The following is a 17146-nucleotide window of genomic DNA, read 5'->3' as shown; positions in this document are numbered from 1 at the left end:
ACGGCGGGCTCCGGGGTGCAGCCGGGTCGACGTCGGTTGCGTCGACTGACGGATCCGGAGGAGACGACGAAGGGCGTCCACCGCGACGGTGGACGCCCTTCGTGCAGGTGGCTCAGCGGCGGGAAGCCGCCTTCTTGGCCGGGGCCTTCTTCGCCGGCGACTTCTTCGCCGCCGGGGCCTTCTTGGCCGTCGTGGTCTTCTTCGCCGCCGTGGTCTTCTTCGCGGCGGTCGACTTGGCCGTGGTGGCGCTCTTCTTCGCCGGGGCGGCCTTCTTCGTGGTGGTGGCCTTGGTGGCGGTGGTCTTGGCCGCCTTCGCCGCGGTGGTCTTCTTGGCCGCCGCGGTGGCCGTCTTGCGCGCCCCGGTCGCCTTGGCGGTGGTCGCCTTGGCGGTCGCGGTCTTCGTACCGGTCGCCTTGGCACCGGTGGTCTTGGCGGTGGACGTGACGCTCTTCTTCGCCGCCGCCGTGGCCTTCGGCACCTTGCCGCTGGCCACCATCTCCTTGAAACCGGCACCGGGACGGAAGGTCGGGACGGATGTCTTCTTGACCTTCACCGCCTCACCGGTGCGCGGGTTCCGCGCTGTTCGCGCCCCCCGGACACGCTTCTCGAACGCTCCGAATCCGGTGATGGCCACTTTCTCGCCCCTGGTGACCGCCCCCTGGACCTCAGCGAGGACTGCGTCGAGCGCCGCCGTCGCCGTCTTTCGGTCTCCCAGACGAGCGGCGAGGGCCTCGATGAGCTCGGCCTTGTTCACGACTTCCTCCCGATTGTGCAACTGACTCGACGCGAGCCATTCTGCGCGCACGGTATGCCCTGTGCTGCCAGGACACAAACATTCGGGGGAAAAAAGCCCTTGTGTCGTAACGGATTCCCCCCGCCGGGTCGTCCCGGCGGGGGGTGGAAAGCGAGTAACGGTCGGGCGTCGGGCTATGCGACCGAGGGCAGGAACTGCGGGCGGGTCGCCTCGAAAGCGCCGATCGCGGACTCGTTGCGGAGGGTTAGTCCAATGTCATCCAAGCCCTCCATCAGCCGCCACCGGCTGAAGTCGTCGAGCGGGAACGACCACGTCGAGCCCCCGGCCCGGACCTCGCGGGCAACCAGGTCGACGGTTACCTCGGCAGTCGGGTCGGCCTCGACCAGAGCCCAGATCTGCTCGACCGCGGACTGTTCCAACTCCACCGGGAGCAACCCCTCCTTGAGGGAGTTGCCGCGGAAGATGTCGCCGAAGCGGGGTGAGACGACCGCCCGGAAACCCCAGTCCCGCAATGCCCAGACGGCGTGCTCCCGGGAGGATCCCGTGCCGAACTCCGGACCGGCCACGAGAATCGATGCGCCGGCCCGTACGGGATCGTTCATCACGAATTCCGGGTCCTCCCGCCACGCGCTGAACAATCCGTCGGCGAAGCCGGTCCGGGTCACCCGCTTGAGGTACACGGCGGGGATGATCTGATCGGTGTCCACATTCGACCGACGCAGCGGTACGGCCGTACCGGTGTGGGTGGTGAAGCTATCCATCAGCTGACTGCCCTTCTCACAGATCGGCGGGGGCGGCCAGCCGACCGACCACGGCGGTGGCGGCGGCGACCGGCGGCGACACCAGGTGCGTACGCCCACCCCGCCCCTGACGGCCCTCGAAGTTGCGGTTGGAGGTGGAGGCGGACCGCTCCCCCGGCTTGAGCGTGTCCGGGTTCATGCCCAGACACATCGAGCAGCCGGCGAACCGCCACTCCGCTCCGGCGTCGGTGAAGACCTTGTCCAGCCCCTCGACCTCGGCCGCCTCACGGACCGCTGCGGAACCGGGCACGACGAGCATCCGTACACCGTCGGAGACCCGGCGGCCCCGGATCACGTCGGCGGCGGCCCGCAGGTCCTCCAGCCGGCCGTTGGTGCAGGAGCCGACGAAGACCACGTCCACGGCCAGGTCCCGCAGCGGGGTCCCCGGGGTCAGGTCCATGTACTCCAACGCCCGGTGCGCGGCGGCCCGCTCGGGCTCGGTACCGAAGGAGTCCGGCTCCGGCACGGCGCTGCCCAGCGGCGCGCCCTGGCCCGGGTTGGTGCCCCAGGTGACGAACGGCGTGACCTGCGAGGCGTCCAGGGTGACCTCGGCGTCGAAGACCGCTCCATCGTCGGTGGGCAGGCTCCGCCAGTGGTCCAGCGCGGCGTCCCAGTCGGCCCCCTGCGGCGCGTTCGGCCGCCCCTTGAGGTACGCGAAGGTCGTCTCGTCCGGCGCGATCATGCCGGCCTTGGCGCCCCACTCGATGGACATGTTGGCGATGGTCATCCGCCCCTCCATCGACAGGGACCGGATCACCTCGCCCCGGTACTCCACGATGTGGCCCCGGCCACCGCCGGTTCCCACCTGGGTGATCAGCGCCAGGACCAGGTCCTTCGCGGTGACGCCCGGGCCCAGCTCGCCGACCACGTTCACCGCCATCGTCTTCGGGCGGGCCTGCGGAAGGGTCTGGGTGGCCAGGACGTGCTCCACCTCACTGGTGCCGATACCGAAGGCGAGCGCCCCGAAGGCACCGTGGGTGGCGGTGTGCGAGTCGCCACAGACGATCGTCATGCCCGGCTGGGTGACCCCCAGCTGCGGCCCGATGACGTGGACGATGCCCTGGTTCTCGTCACCGAGGGGGTGCAGCCGGACGCCGAACTCGGCGCAGTTGCGACGGAGCGTCTCGATCTGGGTCCGGGAGGTGGGGTCCTCGATCGTGAACAGGTCACCCCGGCGCAACCGGAACGCCGGGTCGGCGTAGCCCGTCGGGGTGTTGTGGTCCTCCGTGGCGAGCGTCAGGTCGGTGCGGCGGACCCGGCGACCGGCCATCCGGAGCCCGTCGAAGGCCTGCGGGCTGGTCACCTCGTGGAGCAGGTGCAGGTCGATGTAGAGCAGGTCCGGCTCGCCCTCGGCGGACCGTACGACGTGTGCGTCCCAGACCTTCTCGGCCAGGGTCCTTGGTTGAGTGTCTCCCACCATCTGGACATCCTAAATTCTGGGAGGTAAATTTCGGCTTGTGGGACACAGTATGAGCGGTGTCGGCGTTCTCGACAAGGCGGTGGTCATCCTGGCCGCCTGTGTCGACGGCGCCAGCCTGGCCGAACTCGTTGACCGTACGAAGCTCCCCCGCGCCACCGCACACCGGCTGGCCCAGGCGTTGGAGATCCACCGGATGCTGGTCCGGGACACCCAGGGACGGTGGCGACCCGGCCCCCGACTGGGTGAGCTCGCCAACGCCGCTCCCGACGTCCTGCTGACCGCAGCCGAGCCGCTACTGGCCGCACTCCGGGACGCCACCGGCGAAAGCGCCCAGCTCTATCTGCGCCGCGCCGACGAACGCATCTGCGTGGCCGCCGCCGAACGGGCCAGCGGCCTGCGGGACACGGTGCCGGTCGGCTCGGTGCTGCCGATGACCGCCGGCTCGGCCGCGCAGATCCTGCTCGCCTGGGAGCCACCCGAGGCGGTGATGCCGCTGCTCCCCCGCGCCAAGTTCACCGGCCGCACCCTCGCCGAGGTACGCCGCCGGGGCTGGGCGCAGAGCATCGCCGAACGGGAGCCCGGTGTGGCCAGCGTCTCCGCCCCCATCCGGGACCGGACCGGCCGCGTGATCGCCTCGATCAGCATCTCCGGCCCGATCGAACGCCTCGGCCGCCGCCCCGGCGAACGCCACGCCATGGCAGTCGTCCGCGCCGGCCAACGCCTCTCCGGCCTCTAACCCCCTGCCCCCTGCCCCCTGCCCTCACCCTCCGCTCCCCCGCAGTGCCCCGTTGATCAAGGGGTTTGCGTCACCGTTGGAGATCATCCAGACGCAAACCCCTTGATCAACGGGGCGATCCCGGGCCGGGAGGGGGATCGGTGGGGTGGGGTGGGAAACAGGAGAAGGCCCGCCTCGCTGAAGCGAGACGGGCCTGTGCTGTAGCCCCGACCGGATTCGAACCGGCGCTACCGCCTTGAGAGGGCGGCGTCCTGGGCCGCTAGACGACGGGGCCAGAACTTTCTTCTTTCTCACCGCCCTTCCGGGCGGCTCCGCTGTACTCTATCAGAGATCTTTTTCCGCCTCCCTCGCGGGGGCCGGAGTGGGAACTCCGTCAGAAGCCAGCGACCGACGTTCGCTGGGAACGTCGGTTGCTGGGGTACCAGGACTCGAACCTAGACTAACTGAACCAGAATCAGTTGGGCTGCCAATTACCCCATACCCCATCGGCACCATCTGGCACCGGGGAGAAACTTTACCCTCCCCGGGCCGAGTGGCCAAATCCGACCCCCCAAACCGCCCTTGAGCTGCGGTTTCGCCCGTCGGGCCACTGTCAGACCGGGACCACCGGATTCGTCAGGTCACCGATGCCCTCGATCCGTACGGTGACCGTATCCCCGTCCGTGAGGGGACTAACCCCCGCCGGGGTGCCGGTCAGCACCACGTCTCCGGGAAGCAGCGTCATCACGTGTGAGATGTAGGACACCAGCGCCGGGACGTCGAAGACCATGTCCCGGGTCCGGCCGAGCTGACGTACCTCCATGGTCTCGTCGGAGTCGCGCCCCACCTCGCACCGGATCTCCAGGTCCCGGACGTCAAGCCCGGTGGTGATCCACGGACCGATCGGGCAGAACGAGTCGAAGCCCTTGGCCCGGGTCCACTGGCTGTCGGTGTTCTGCAGGTCCCGCGCCGTGACGTCGTTGGCACAGGTATAGCCGAAGATGGCCTTCTCCGCCGCAGCCCGGTCCGCCCGCCGGGCCCCGGGCGCCCCGATCACCACTGCCAGTTCCGCCTCGTGCTCGACCTGCTTGGAGAAGATCGGCAGGCGGATCGCGTCCCGGGGGCCGATCACCGAGGTGGAGGGCTTGAGGAACAGCAGCGGCTCGGTCGGCACCTCGTTGCCCAACTCGCTCGCGTGTTCGGCGTAGTTGCGCCCCACGCAGACCACCTTGCTGGGCAGGATCGGCGAGAGCAGCCGGACGTCCGACAGCGCCCAGCGGGCCCCGGTGAAAGTCAACTCACCGAACGGGTGCCCCTGGATCTCGGCGACGGTCAGCCCCTGGGGGCCGGCCTCCGGCTCGCCCTCGACGGCTCCGAACGACATTCCCTTGGCATGAGCAAAACGAGCGATACGCACCCCGCCAATCTAGCCGCCCGACCAGGAGAAGGTGCTGCCCGCGCACCACTGCGGCGCGGCAGCGTACGTCACGGGCCGGTCGGCGGGGCGGAATTCGGCGCTTCGTACCCGCACGACGTCACCGCGCCCCTACCGTCGGCGGCGGAGGTTCGTTGGTATGCCTGCATCGAGACGACACCACAAGGCCATCGCGGTGCTCGCGCACTGCCTCGGCGCCCTCGCCGCTCTTCCGGCTCTGGCCCCGCAGCCGGGGGCGCCGCCGCCGACCACACCACCGGCACCGGCCCCGTCGCCGGTGACGACCACGCCGACACCGGCGGCGGTCGCACCGACACCGGCAGGGGTCACACCGACACCGGCGGCGGCCGCACCGGCGCTCGGGGCCCGTCACGCCCGGCCGGTGGCGGCGGCCACCGTCGGGCCGAGCGTCACGTCCACCACCATGCCGTCGGCCCCACCGGCGGTACCGACCCCGGACCGGGCGCCGCTACGGGCGTCGACCCCGACCGTCACGGTGGCCGTGACCTCGGCCGGCACCCCGGCACCGGGCTACCGGATCCAGGTACGCAACGCCGGTGACCGGCCGGTCGACACCACTGTCCGGCAGGAACTGCCCGCCGGGGCGTCGGTCAGCAACGTCACCGGCGGTGGCCGGTCGAGTCACGCGGCCGGGCGGCCCGACGAGGTGACCTGGCAGCTCAAGCTACCGCCGAAGGGCACCACCACGGTGCAGACCACGCTGCACACCGACAACCCGAACCGGCCCCTTGCCGCACCCGCCTGCGCGTACCGCGACGACGGGCGACGACCGTACGACTGCTCCACGGCGATCTGGAGCAACGTCGCGCAGACTGCCGACGAACCGGCCGGGGGCGGCTGGCTGCGCCTGCCGATCCTCCTCGGGGCGCTGGCGCTGCTGCTCGTCCTGGGCGGGTTCGGCCTGTGGTGGTGGCAGCGTCGTCGCCGGACCCGGGCGTACGCGGCCGCCTCGGCGGGGCCACCGACCGACCCGCAACGGCCCGCGTCGACGGGGGGTGCCCCGGAGTACGCCGCCATGGGGCGTCGGTCCGGCGCACCCGGGACCGTCTACCCGAAGCCGGGGGCTCCACGGGCACCACAGCGCCGCCGCACCCCACCGGTCTGGCTCCTGGTGAGCGCCGCCGTCCTCGTCCTGGTGGGCGTGGTGGGGGTGGCGGGGTGGACCGGGACCCGTCAGGTCACCGCCATGAACGCCGGCCAGCAGCCGACGAGTGGGGCCTGGGTGGGGCGAGGCGTGTCCGGCCCGGTCGGCGTGCCGCTGCGGGAGACGGCGTTCGAGTTCACCGTCTACCGGGTCGACTGCGGCGCCGCCGACACCGACGGTCGCCGGTGCGACGCCACGGTGGGGGTACGCAACGTCACCCCGGACCAGCAGGCCTGGCACGGTCAGCTCCAGCGGGCGTACCTGCCGGCCGGGCGCTGGGTGGGCGTCGACGAGTCGGCCACCCGGGCGATGAACCAGGGGCGGGACGTCTTCGCCGACCCGGTGGCCGCCGGGACCCGGCTGGTCCTGCCGCTGGTGTTCACCGTCGCCGACGGGGAGACGCCCGAGGAGCTGGAACTGCGCAGCGGGGTCTTCTCCGCCGGGGTACGGGTGGACGTTCCCTGAGCGGGACGGGCGGGGTGGCGGTCGTACCCTTCTCTGGTGACCGCCGCCCCCGACTCCCTCGTCGTGCTCGCCCCGACCGACTGGCGGGCGCGGCGGCAGGCCCACGAGGAGCGGGTGGACGCCTGGCTCGCGCCGCACCTGGCCCGACGACACCGGGGTGAGAAGCATCCCGTCGAGGACTTCCTCTTCACCTACTACTCGCACCGTCCGGCCCAGCTGCGCCGGTGGCATCCCGGTGCCGGGGTGGTCCTGGCCGACGCGGACCCGGACGAGTTCGGGCGCGACTACCGCGCCACCGCCGCCGGGGTCACCCTCGACACCCCGGGGGTACGCGACCGGCGGGCCGAGTCGGTCGAGTGGATCGGCACCCTGCTCGCCGCCACCGCCGGGCGCCCGGCCCACCTGGGCTGCTTCGGGATGCACGAGTGGGCGATGGTCTACCGGCAGACCCAGGAGGAGGTACGCCACAACGCGTGGCCGTTGCGGTTGTCCCCGGAGCGGACCGCCGCCGTGGTCGAGGAGCGGGGGGTCCGGTGCTCCCACTTCGACGCGTACCGGTTCTTCACCGCCCCGGCCCGCCCGTTGAACGTGCTCACCCCCCGTCGGGACACCCAGCACGCCAACGAACAGCCGGGTTGTCTGCACGCCAACATGGATCTGTACAAGTGGGCGTACAAGTTGTCGCCGCTGGTGCCGAGCGAACTGGTCGCCGACGCCTTCGCCCTGGCCCGGGAGATCCGGACGCTGGACATGCGGGCCAGCCCGTACGACCTGGCCGCCCTGGGACATCCCCCGGTCCTGGTGGAGACCGCCGAGGGTAGGGCCGAGTACGCGGCCGCCCAGCGGGCCTTCGCCGACCGGGCCGCCGCCCTGCGGCACCGCCTCCTCTGCGCCCTCGCCACGGGGTGAGGAGGAACCCCTGTCGACGGCGGGGGTGGAGAAGGGCTCGGTTCCCCCACTCACCCACCGCGGCAGGTGGAGCAGCGGTGGGTGAGGTGGGAAGGGGAGGTCCGGTCAGCCGGGCGTGCAGGTGAGGGTGGGGGTGCCCGGGGTACCGCTGCCGAGGAACCCGAAGCTCGTCTCGGCCCCGGGGTTCAGCGCGCCGTTCCAGCCGACGTTACGGGCGGTGGACGTGCCGCCGGAGCCGGTCAGCTCGGCGTTCCAGACCTGGGTGATCCGGGTCCCGGCGGGCTGGGTGATCGTGACGGTCCAGGAGGTGGTCCGGGTGGTCCCGGTGTTACGGACCGTCACCTCGCCCTGGAAGCCGCCCTGCCACTGCCCCACCACCCGGTGGGTCGCCGCGCAGGTGGCGCCGTTCGTCGGCGGGGTGGTCGGGGGGCGGGTCGGGGTGGCGGTCGGCGTCGGGGTGACGGTGGGGGTGGGGGCGACGCCGGAGAGGGCCGCCACCAGGGCCGGATACCAGCGGTCGGCGATCTTCTGGTCGCCTGCGGCGTTGGGGTGCACCCCGTCGTAGGTGTCGGCGGCGGTGCTGAACCCGGTCCACTGGTCGACCACGACGATCGGCGAGGCGGCGGTGCTCTTGCCGGCCGCCCAGGCGTCCACGGCGCTGTTGAGGGCCACCACCCGCTGACCACACTCGCCGCAGGTGGGTGGCGCCATCGGGATGATCTTGGCGACGATCACCTTCATCGCCGGGTTCGCGGCCCGCATCTGGTCCACCAGCCTGCCGTACGCGGCGAGGATGGTCGCCGGTGCGATGTTGCTCCAGACGTCGTTGGTGCCGAAGTGCATCAGGACGATGTCGGGGTCTGTGGCGGCGAGCCAACCCGGCAACAGGTTCTGGTTGGCCACAGTGGTCGCCAGGTAACCGCCGTGTCCCTCGTTGTCGCCGTCGTACGGCTGTCCGCAGCCCTGCGGGCCGAGGGTGCCGACGAAGTCGACGTCGGTGTGTCCGGTGGACTGCAACCGGTTCCACAGGATCGCCCGCCAGCAGCCGGGTGAACCGGTGATCGAGTCACCCAGCGGCATGACCCGTACCGGGGCGGTCGCTGCGACCGGAAGCACCTCCGGAGCGGGGGCGGGGGTGCCGACGGCGACCAGGGCGGCGGCGAGGGCGAGCGGCACCGCCGTCAGCGCGGTGAGCAGGGTCCGGGTGAAGGATGGTCGGAGCATGGTGGGGCAACTCCCGTCACGGGGGTACGACGATGCGGATCGACGCCGGGGCCGGAGGCCGGCGGCGGCCACCCAGTGCCCTTGCTCCCGACGGAATTCAACCAGGAACAGTGAGCCATATCAATGCATCGGGTCCCCGCAGGACGGTCAGTCGTCGTCGGCCCGACGGTCCCGCTTCCGTTGTGACCGACGCTTCTTGTCGGCCAGCCGGCGCTCCTTGGCGCCCCGGGAGGGGCGGGTGGGCCGACGGGGCGGCGGTGGCGGGGCGACCGCCTCCCGCAGCAGCGCGGCCATCCGGTCCCGGGCCGCCGCCCGGTTGGCCAGCTGCGCCCGGTGTTCGCTGGCCACGACGGTCAGCACCCCGTCGACGAGCCGACCCGCGAGCCGGTTCAGCGCCCGGGCCCGCAGCGACTCGGGCAGGCTCGGCGAACCGGCCAGGTCGAAGCTCAACTCGACCCGTGAGTCGGTGGTGTTCACCCCCTGGCCACCGGGGCCGGACGAACGGGAGAACCGCTCCCGCAGCTCGGCACCGGGCACCGAGAACCGGTCGGTGACCCGCAGTCCGTCGTCCATGCCCCGAGGCTAACGGTCCCCGGGTTCGTCCTGGGTCTTCGGGCTGGAGGTCGAGGCCGGGGTCGGCTGTGGTGCAGCCGGGTCGGAGTCGGCCTCCGGGGCGACGGCGGCGTACGCGACGGCGCCGACGAGCAGCAGGGCGACGACCCCGACCTTCGTGGTGACCGCGCGGATCAGCAACCAGGCGGCGCGACGGGTGACGGGCACCGCCCGGCGGGCTGTCTGGTAGTCCGCCCAGCCTCGCCTCGCCCGGGTGTACGCGGCTCCTGCGGCGGCCCCGACGAGCAGGCCGAGCAGCAACAACGCGGCGAGCAGAGATCCTTCCATCCGGCTGAGTATGCCGATCGACGGCGTCGACGCCAGGGGTCGATCCGGATACGGCCGGAAAAGGAGATTTCGCAGAATCCTCCGTGGTGGATCATGCACTCTCCGCAGCTCAGCCACCCTTTCCGATGATCGTGTCGGCGCTCTGTTGAACCTGTTCGATGGGGATGGCGAAACCGATCCCGATCGACCCGTTGCCGTCGATGGTGGCGATCGCCGTGTTCACCCCGACGACCTCACCCCGGGCGTTGACGAGGGGTCCCCCCGAGTTGCCGGGGTTGATGGAGGCGTCGGTCTGCACCGCCGTGTGCCGGTTCGACCCGAGGCGTACCTGCCGGTCCAGGGCGCTGACGATGCCGGCGGTGACGGTACCGGCGAGTCCGAGCGGCGAACCGACGGCGAGCACCGGCTCTCCGACCCGGGTCGCGCCCGGCTTGGCCAGTGGCAGCGGGGTCAGCCCGGCGTCCGGCGGCACCCGCAGCACCGCCAGGTCGCTGCCGGGCTCCCGACCGACCACCTCGGCCGGGTACCGCCGACCGTTCGGCGTCTCGACCGTCACTCCCCCGCCGACGCCCCTGGCGAGGATGTGGTCGTTGGTGACGATGTGCTGCTCGCCGTCGATGGCGAACCCGGATCCGGTGGCGGACCGGCCTCCCGCCCCGGCCACCAGCACCGACACCACCCCGGGGACGGTCTTCCCGGCGGCGGTCACCAGTTCCGCCGGGACCGCCGCCGCCGTCGCGGCCGCCTCCGGGTCGCCGGCCTGGCCGGCGACCCAGCCACCGGCCGCCGCCCCGGAGAGGGTGGAGAGGGCCACCACGGTCAGCCCGGCCAGCAACCGGCCCGGTCGCCGCCGTCCCGGGTCCAGACCCGTTCCCGGTACGCCCCACCCGCCGTGCCCGTCCGGGCCGAGGTCCGGGGAGACGAACCACGGGCCACGGGGCTCACCCAGTCCGGTCTGTGTTGCCATACGTCGCTCCTCGAAGGTCGGGGCGGGCGGGTCAGGGGCAGGTCGCTGAAGCGGTCCCCGGGGCGGGCGCGGGTCAGGGCAGGCGGGAGAACCACCGGAGGGAACCGGCCGCCGCCGCCATGGCGAAGACCAGACCGAATCCGATGAACCGGGCCGAGATGTCCTGCCGCTGGGTGCGGTAGCCGACCGAGGTGCCGATGTCCTCGTAGACAGCGCGCAGTTCCTCGGTGGTGGTGGCCTCGTGGAAACCCCCGCCGGTGGCCTCGGCGACCGCCCGCAGCGTCTGCCCGTCCACTGGCACCTGGATCGGGCGGCCGCCCCGGTCGACGAACCCGGACGGGGTGCCGAACGAGATGGCGTGCACCGGCACCTCGACCGCCACCGCCTCCGCCGCCGACTCCATCGGGTCCATCCCGGAGGTGTTGGCCCCGTCGGAGAGCAGGATGATCCGGGCCGGTGGGGGTTTCGTCGCCGCCTCGTGGTCCAGGGCCCGGATCGTGCCGAGCGACGCGCTGATCGCCTCCCCGATCGCTGTGCCCTGAACCCCGGTGATGCCTTCGGCGAGCCGGTCGATGCCGTCGTGCAGCGCCTCCCGGTCGGTGTCCGGCGGCACCATCACCGCCGCACTCCCGGCGAACGCCACCAGACCGACGTTGAACTCCTGCGGCAGTCCGTCGACGAACCGGCGGGCAGCCGACTTGGCCGCGTCGAGCCGGTCCGGGTCGACGTCGGTGGCGAGCATCGAGGTGGAGACGTCCACGGCGACCACCACTGTGGCCCGTTCCCGGGGCACCCGGACCTCGGCGGCGGGCCGGGCGAACCCGGTCACCAGCAGCGCCAACATGGTCAGGAACAACCCCGCCGGTACGTGTCGCCGCCAGGCCGGACGCTCCGGTGCCACCCGGTCCAGCAGCCGCAGGTTCGTGAAGCGGACGGCGTACCGGCTCTGTCGACGCTGCACCAGCAGATAGCCGACGGCGAGCGCGGCGACCCCGAGCAGCAGCCAGAGCCGTACCGGTGACTGCCAGATCATGCGGCACCTCGCCGGGTCGAGGCGGGGACGGCGGCCAGTCGGCGCTGGGTGTGGACGTGCCGGACGACGTCGAGGGTCCAGTCCCGGTCGGTCCGCAGTGGCAGGTGGGTCGCCGCGCACCGGCGGATCGCCTGACGCACCTGGTCGCGCTGGGCGGCGGCGGCGAGCGCGTACCGGCGGCGCAGTCCGGGGTCGGAGGTGCAGACCTCCCGGCGGCGACCGGTCTCCGGGTCGACCAGGGTGATCAGGCCGACGTCCGGCAGTTCCAGTTCCCGGGGGTCGGTGATCTCGACGGCGAGGACCTGGTGTCGGATGGCGAGCCGGCGCAGCACCGGCTCCCAGGGTGCGGGACGGTCCGGGTCGTCGGGGAGGCCGTCGAGGAAGTCGGAGACGACGACGACGAGGCCCCGCCGGGTGGCGACCCGGTGTGCGGCGGCCACCGCGTCGACGAGGGTGGGTGGGTTCGGGGTCGCCGGGACCCCGGACCGGCGGGGGTCGCCGGACCGTCCGGTGACCCCGGCGTCGGGTCCACCCGTCCGGGGCGCGGTCAGCAGGGTCCGGAGCAGACCGAGCAGGTGGGTACGCCCGGACCGGGCCGGGAACCGGCGGACGGCCGTGGCGTCGAGGACGTGGGCGCCGAGGCGGTTGCCCGCCCCGGCGGTGAGGAACCCGACGGCGGCCACCGCTGCGACGGAGAGTTCCCGTTTGTCCAGCTCGGCGGTGCCGAACTCCATGCTGGGGCTGGCGTCCACCACCAGCCAGGTGGTCAGCTCCCGGTCGGCGTCGACCTCCCGGACGTGCGCGACGGCGGTGCGGGCGGTCACCGCCCAGTCCATCCGCCGCACCTCGTCCTCACCGGGGCGGTACTCCCGGCTCCCGGCGGCCTCGCTGCCGGGACCGCGCAGCAGGCCCCGGTACTGCCCGTGCAGCAGGCCGTCGAGGCGACGGGTGACAGTGAGTTCCAGCCGCCGCAGCCGTCGGTGCCCGGTGAGATCGTTCAGGTCCGGGTCCGACGACCCGGACCACCGCCCGCCACCGGTGGGTCGCCCGTCCCCGGATGCCCCAGTGGCGACCGCCACCGACCCGGCCCGGGTCGGGGCGGCCGGGGAGGGGGCGGCCGAGGAGGAGGCGGGTGGGGCCATCCCGAGCCAATGGGCGGCGGGCCGGACGGCGGCGAACAGGTCACGCGGGCTCATGCCACGGTCCGGTCGATGCCGGCGGGCACGTCGACGCCGAAGGCCACCGGCCGTTCGTCGCGGCCGGGGGCGATCCTCGGCGGGGGCACCACCTCCAGGAGTCGCCGGACCACCGACCCGGCGTCCACCCCGTCGGCGACCGCGTCGAACGAGAGCACCAGCCGGTGGGCCAGGACGTCCACCGCCAACTCCCGGACGTCCTCGGGCAGCACGTACTCCCGGCCCCGCAGCAGCGCCCGGGCGCGGGCCGCGGCGACCAGGCCGAGGGTGGCCCGGGGGCTGGCCCCGTACGCCAGCATCGGGGCGATCTCCGGCACCCCGAACCGGGCCGGGTCGCGGGTGGCGAGGACGAGCCGGACGACGTACTCGGCCAGGGCGTGGTGGACGAAGACCCGACCGGCCCGGCGTTGCAGTTCGCGCAGCCGGAGTGGGTCGAGGCATTGCCGGGGTCGGGGCCGGTCGCTGCTCATCCGGTAGAGGATGGCCAGTTCGTCGGCGTCGCCGGGGTAGTCGACGACGATCCGCATCAGGAACCGGTCCCGTTGGGCCTCCGGCAGCTGGTAGACCCCCTCGGACTCGATGGGGTTCTGGGTGGCCAGCACCAGGAACGGTTCCGGTACGGGGTAGGTCCGGCCACCGATCGACACCTGCCGTTCGGCCATCGCCTCCAGCAGTGCGGACTGCACCTTGGCCGGAGCCCGGTTGATCTCGTCGGCGAGGAGCAGGTTCGCCATCACCGGACCGAGTTCGACGTCGAAGTCCTCGGTCGAGGCCCGGTAGATGCGGGTACCGACGATGTCGGAGGGGACCAGGTCGGGGGTGAACTGGATGCGGGAGAACCGGCCGCCGACGACTGTGGCGAGGGTCTGGGCGGCCAACGTCTTGGCCACTCCGGGTACGCCCTCCAGCAGGCAGTGTCCGTCGGCGACCAGTGCGGTGAGGAGGCGGTCGACGAGCCGGTCCTGCCCGACGATCACCCGTTTGACCTCGAAGAGGGTCTGTTCCAGCTCGGAGCCGCTCGCATCGGGATCGACCGTGGTGGGCAGGCTGGCCAGGGTGTCCGAGATGTCCGTCACGGTGCTTGCTTCCCGAGCGGGTGCCCCGACAAACGTCGGACTTGGTGGGCCAAGCACCACCGATGACCCCTCAACCGGGCAATCCCGACACCTTCCCCGACCCCCGCCGGTCGGGACGGATCACCTTCGACACCGACGGTGCCGGCCACCCCGTCGGGGCGACCGGCACCGGTTCGGCACGGATCAGCGGGTGAAGACCGCCAGGTGGAACGGCCGGTCACTGGGGACCCCGGCCAGGTCGTACGTCTGCACGAAGACCGCGTTGGGCGTGGACAGCCGCGGTGCCACCGAGATCTCCCCGGCCGGCGGGATGCAGCAGTCGTCGTCGTCACCGACGGTCGCCACGTAGGCCCCCCTGCTCAGGTTGCGGTTGAACAGCACCTGGTACTGCCCGGGACCCCACTTGGTGGCGGACACCGCGTCGTTGCCCCGGACGAAGACCCCGGCGGCGGTCACCACCGCGTAGGAGGTCGAGCCGGGAACGGCGGCGGTGCCCACCCCGCCCGCCAGGGCGGCCTTGGCCGCCTTGGCCTCCTGCGCCGTGACCACGGGCTGCCCACCGGGGGCGGCCAACCGGGGGCCGGGCTGGGGAGAGTCGAGGGGGGACTTGGCGACGGTGGTGGGCTGGGCGGCAGCGGCGATGCCGCCACCGGCCAGGGTCAGCGCCAGCACGCTGAACGCCACCGCCGCCGACCTGCGCGAGAAGAACTTGGCCATGACAGTTTTCTCCCTTGATTGACCGGAGGTAATACGGGCCGACTCGCCACAGACGAGCCGAAAACTGCTGTGCGCAACAAACCGGAGGGAGCTCGACGCTCCACTTCAGACGATGGTCGACCAGCTGTTCGGGACCCAGTTTCAGCGAGCCCCTTCACCCACCCTGAGCAGGTAATACTGCCAGAAACTCCGACGTCGAAACCAAGTGGAAACTAGCATCGACAAATCACTTGAGTCAACATTCGATCATGGCGTGTCGCATCCTTGTCAGGCAATTGAATAATTGCGAAACGCGAACCCTTCCATTCTCACGAAAGGATTGTCCGGCAATCGAGGGCGAATTCCCGTACGCCCGGTGCCCGGCAGCGACCACCGGGCCGCCCCGGCCGAGCCGACCCTCCGGCCGACCGACGAAGGGGGCGGTGGGGCCGCCCCCACCGCCCCCTTCGCGGATCGTCCCGGACCGGAGCCGGCAGCGGTGGGCCTACTCGGTCGTCCGGGCGAGACCGAAGGTGAGGGAGTCGACCAGGGCGTGCCAGCTCGCCTCCACCACGTTCGGGTGCACACCGACGGTGGTCCAGTCCCCGCCCGCCCCGTCGGCGGTCTCCACCAGCACCCGGGTCACCGCACCGGTGCCGACGGTGCCCTCCAGGATCCGGACCTTGTAGTCGGCCAGCTCGAACTGGCGCAGCTGCGGGTAGTGCCGGGTCAGGCCGACCCGCAGCGCCTCGTCGAGGGCGTTGACCGGGCCGTTGCCCTCGGCGGTGGCGATCACCCGCTCACCGCCCACCCGGATCTTGACGGTGGCTTCGGAGACCACCGCCCCGTCCTCGCGGTGCTCGACGAGCACCCGGTACGACTCCAGGGCGAACGGACGGGGTGGGGCGGCGTCCGGCAGCTCCGAGCGGACCAGCAGCTCGAACGAGGCGTCGGCGGCCTCGAACGACCAGCCACCCGCCTCCAGTTCCTTGACCCGCTTCGTGACCCGGGTAAGGGTCTCCGGATGGCCGGCCAGGTCCAGACCGAGTTCACGACTCTTGAGCTCGATGCTGGCCCGACCGGCCATCTCGGTGACCAGGATCCGCATGTCGTTGCCGACCACGGCCGGGTCGACGTGGTTGTAGAGCAGCGGATCCACCTTGATCGCGCTCGCGTGCAGCCCCGCCTTGTGGGCGAAGGCAGCGGCCCCGACGTAGGCCTGGTGGGTGTCGGGGGCGATGTTGGCGATCTCACTGATGGCGTGCGAGACGCGCACCATCTGTTCCAGGCAGCCCTCCGGTAGGACGGGCAGCCCGAGCTTGAGTTGGAGGTTGGCGACCAGGGCGAAGATGTCGGCGTTGCCGGGACGCTCGCCGTACCCGTTGGCGGTGCCCTGGAAGTGCTTCACCCCGGCCTCGACGGCGGCGATGGTGTTGGCCACCGCGCAGGAGGTGTCGTTCTGGCAGTGGATGCCGAGCAGTTCGGGGGCGACCCCGGTCCGCGTGGTCAGGTCGACGATGGCGGCGGTCACCTGGGAGGGGAGCATCCCCCCGTTGGTGTCGCAGAGGACGAACCGCTCGGCCCCCGCCGCCAGCGCGGTCTGCACCACCGAGGCGGTGTACTCCGGGTCGTACCGGTAGCCGTCGAAGAAGTGCTCACCGTCGACGAAGACCCGCCGCCCCTGGGCGACCAGGTGTGTCACGGTGTCCCGGATCATCGCCAGGTTCTCCTCGCCGGTGGTGCGCAGCGCCCGCTCCACGTGCCGGATGTCGGCCTTGGCGACGAGTGCCACGGCGGGGGTCTCGGCGTCGAGCAGGCCCTGGACCTGGGGGTCGTCGGCGACCGCGACACCGGCCTTGCGGGTGGCACCGAAGGCGACCAGGACGGCGTGCTTGAGGTCGAGTTCGGTACGGGCCCGGCGGAAGAACTCGGTGTCCTTGGGGACAGCACCCGGCCAGCCGCCCTCGATGAAACCGACGCCCAGTTCGTCGAGGAGGCGGGCCACCGCGAGCTTGTCGACGACCGAGTACGTGAGCCCTTCGCGCTGGGCACCGTCGCGCAACGTCGTGTCGTACACCTGGAACGTCATCGGGGGCCTTTCTGGGAGCTTCCGGGAGCAACAAAAAGACCCCCCGCGGATGCGGGAGGTCTGCGCGTCGGCGAAGGGAGGCCGGCGCGCTAGGTGGCAATAATCAGGACGGACCTGGTCACGTTCCGTACTCTGCCACCCGCGAGGCGGTTCCGGGGCGCGAAACCCACATGTCGGGACGGTGACGGTGGGTGGCGATACCCCATTCCTGCCCAGTGTCGGGTGCGACCGACCGCCGGTGATCGACTTCACAAGTAGCCCGGCCGCCACCAGCAGGAAACACCACTACGGCAGTATCTGGA

Annotated in this window: 17 protein-coding genes and 2 tRNA genes; 4 read left to right on the top strand and 15 right to left on the bottom strand. The window is 71.8% G+C overall.

Annotated features, from left to right (window positions below):
* Positions 1-112: 112 nt before the first annotated feature.
* The 3 genes from WHN02_RS10600 to leuC form a co-directional block, all read right to left on the bottom strand.
* Positions 113-754, bottom strand: a complete 642-nt coding sequence (locus tag WHN02_RS10600; protein WP_434743174.1) for an HU family DNA-binding protein — start codon at positions 752-754, stop codon at positions 113-115.
* A gap of 173 nt (positions 755-927) precedes the next feature.
* On the bottom strand, positions 928-1515 hold the full coding sequence (gene leuD, locus WHN02_RS10595; RefSeq protein WP_434743173.1) for a 3-isopropylmalate dehydratase small subunit: 588 nt from the start codon (positions 1513-1515) through the stop codon (positions 928-930).
* 16 nt (positions 1516-1531) lie between these two features.
* On the bottom strand, positions 1532-2974 hold the full coding sequence (leuC, locus tag WHN02_RS10590) for a 3-isopropylmalate dehydratase large subunit (protein WP_434743172.1): 1443 nt from the start codon (positions 2972-2974) through the stop codon (positions 1532-1534).
* 49 nt (positions 2975-3023) lie between these two features.
* On the opposite strand from leuC, the gene WHN02_RS10585 reads away from it, so the two are divergent.
* A complete protein-coding gene (locus WHN02_RS10585) occupies positions 3024-3710 on the top strand; it encodes an IclR family transcriptional regulator (protein WP_350896016.1) in 687 nt (228 codons plus the stop codon).
* A 201-nt stretch (positions 3711-3911) separates the two neighbouring features.
* Here the strand turns inward: WHN02_RS10585 and WHN02_RS10580 are convergent.
* The 3 genes from WHN02_RS10580 to WHN02_RS10570 all read right to left on the bottom strand — a co-directional run bounded on the left by WHN02_RS10580 (position 3912) and on the right by WHN02_RS10570 (position 5106).
* A tRNA-Glu gene (locus tag WHN02_RS10580) sits at positions 3912-3984 on the bottom strand.
* Between the two features lie 139 nt (positions 3985-4123).
* Positions 4124-4195: transfer RNA gene (locus WHN02_RS10575), tRNA-Gln, on the bottom strand.
* Positions 4196-4302: 107 nt separating this feature from the next.
* Positions 4303-5106 carry a fumarylacetoacetate hydrolase family protein gene (locus WHN02_RS10570; protein ID WP_434743171.1) on the bottom strand — a complete coding sequence of 268 codons (804 nt, stop codon included), beginning with the start codon at positions 5104-5106 and terminating at the stop codon, positions 4303-4305.
* Between the two features lie 157 nt (positions 5107-5263).
* Between WHN02_RS10570 and WHN02_RS10565 the strand changes: the two genes are divergently transcribed.
* Together WHN02_RS10565 and WHN02_RS10560 are read left to right on the top strand one after the other, a co-directional pair.
* The gene (locus WHN02_RS10565; RefSeq protein WP_434743170.1) at positions 5264-6754 is read left to right on the top strand and encodes a hypothetical protein; all 1491 of its coding nucleotides are present in this window, start codon (positions 5264-5266) and stop codon (positions 6752-6754) included.
* A gap of 36 nt (positions 6755-6790) precedes the next feature.
* Positions 6791-7663 carry a 3-methyladenine DNA glycosylase gene (locus tag WHN02_RS10560; RefSeq protein WP_434743169.1) on the top strand — a complete coding sequence of 291 codons (873 nt, stop codon included), beginning with the start codon at positions 6791-6793 and terminating at the stop codon, positions 7661-7663.
* Positions 7664-7768: 105 nt separating this feature from the next.
* On the opposite strand, the gene WHN02_RS10555 is transcribed toward WHN02_RS10560, so the two are convergent.
* From WHN02_RS10555 to WHN02_RS10525, 7 genes are all read right to left on the bottom strand, one after another.
* Positions 7769-8887 carry a cellulose binding domain-containing protein gene (locus WHN02_RS10555; RefSeq protein ID WP_434743168.1) on the bottom strand — a complete coding sequence of 373 codons (1119 nt, stop codon included), beginning with the start codon at positions 8885-8887 and terminating at the stop codon, positions 7769-7771.
* A 147-nt stretch (positions 8888-9034) separates the two neighbouring features.
* A complete protein-coding gene (gene arfB, locus WHN02_RS10550) occupies positions 9035-9460 on the bottom strand; it encodes an alternative ribosome rescue aminoacyl-tRNA hydrolase ArfB (protein ID WP_434743167.1) in 426 nt (141 codons plus the stop codon).
* A 9-nt stretch (positions 9461-9469) separates the two neighbouring features.
* The gene (locus WHN02_RS10545; protein ID WP_434743166.1) at positions 9470-9787 is read right to left on the bottom strand and encodes a hypothetical protein; all 318 of its coding nucleotides are present in this window, start codon (positions 9785-9787) and stop codon (positions 9470-9472) included.
* Positions 9788-9896: 109 nt separating this feature from the next.
* Complete coding sequence (locus tag WHN02_RS10540; protein WP_434743165.1) at positions 9897-10754, bottom strand: S1C family serine protease; 858 nt, start codon at positions 10752-10754, stop codon at positions 9897-9899.
* A gap of 73 nt (positions 10755-10827) precedes the next feature.
* Positions 10828-11787, bottom strand: a complete 960-nt coding sequence (locus WHN02_RS10535) for a VWA domain-containing protein (protein ID WP_434743164.1) — start codon at positions 11785-11787, stop codon at positions 10828-10830.
* A complete protein-coding gene (locus tag WHN02_RS10530) occupies positions 11784-12983 on the bottom strand; it encodes a DUF58 domain-containing protein (protein ID WP_434743163.1) in 1200 nt (399 codons plus the stop codon). The genes WHN02_RS10535 and WHN02_RS10530 overlap by 4 nt, the downstream gene beginning before the upstream one ends.
* Positions 12980-14059: an AAA family ATPase gene (locus tag WHN02_RS10525; RefSeq protein ID WP_434743162.1), complete on the bottom strand. Its 1080-nt coding sequence runs from the start codon at positions 14057-14059 to the stop codon at positions 12980-12982. Before WHN02_RS10525 ends, WHN02_RS10530 begins: the two co-directional genes overlap by 4 nt.
* A gap of 62 nt (positions 14060-14121) precedes the next feature.
* On the opposite strand from WHN02_RS10525, the gene WHN02_RS10520 reads away from it, so the two are divergent.
* Positions 14122-14253 carry a hypothetical protein gene (locus WHN02_RS10520; RefSeq protein WP_434743161.1) on the top strand — a complete coding sequence of 44 codons (132 nt, stop codon included), beginning with the start codon at positions 14122-14124 and terminating at the stop codon, positions 14251-14253.
* On the opposite strand, the gene WHN02_RS10515 is transcribed toward WHN02_RS10520, so the two are convergent.
* The gene (locus WHN02_RS10515; RefSeq protein WP_434743160.1) at positions 14243-14776 is read right to left on the bottom strand and encodes a hypothetical protein; all 534 of its coding nucleotides are present in this window, start codon (positions 14774-14776) and stop codon (positions 14243-14245) included. The two genes, WHN02_RS10520 and WHN02_RS10515, sit on opposite strands and share 11 nt — an antisense overlap.
* 484 nt (positions 14777-15260) lie before the next feature.
* Positions 15261-16844, bottom strand: a complete 1584-nt coding sequence (cimA, locus tag WHN02_RS10510) for a citramalate synthase (RefSeq protein ID WP_434743159.1) — start codon at positions 16842-16844, stop codon at positions 15261-15263.
* Positions 16845-17146: the final 302 nt, after the last annotated feature.

Source organism: Micromonospora sp. SH-82, from assembly GCF_051132485.1.
Classification (GTDB): Bacteria; Actinomycetota; Actinomycetes; order Mycobacteriales; family Micromonosporaceae; genus Micromonospora.
This window is presented reverse-complemented; position numbering and strand designations above follow the sequence as displayed.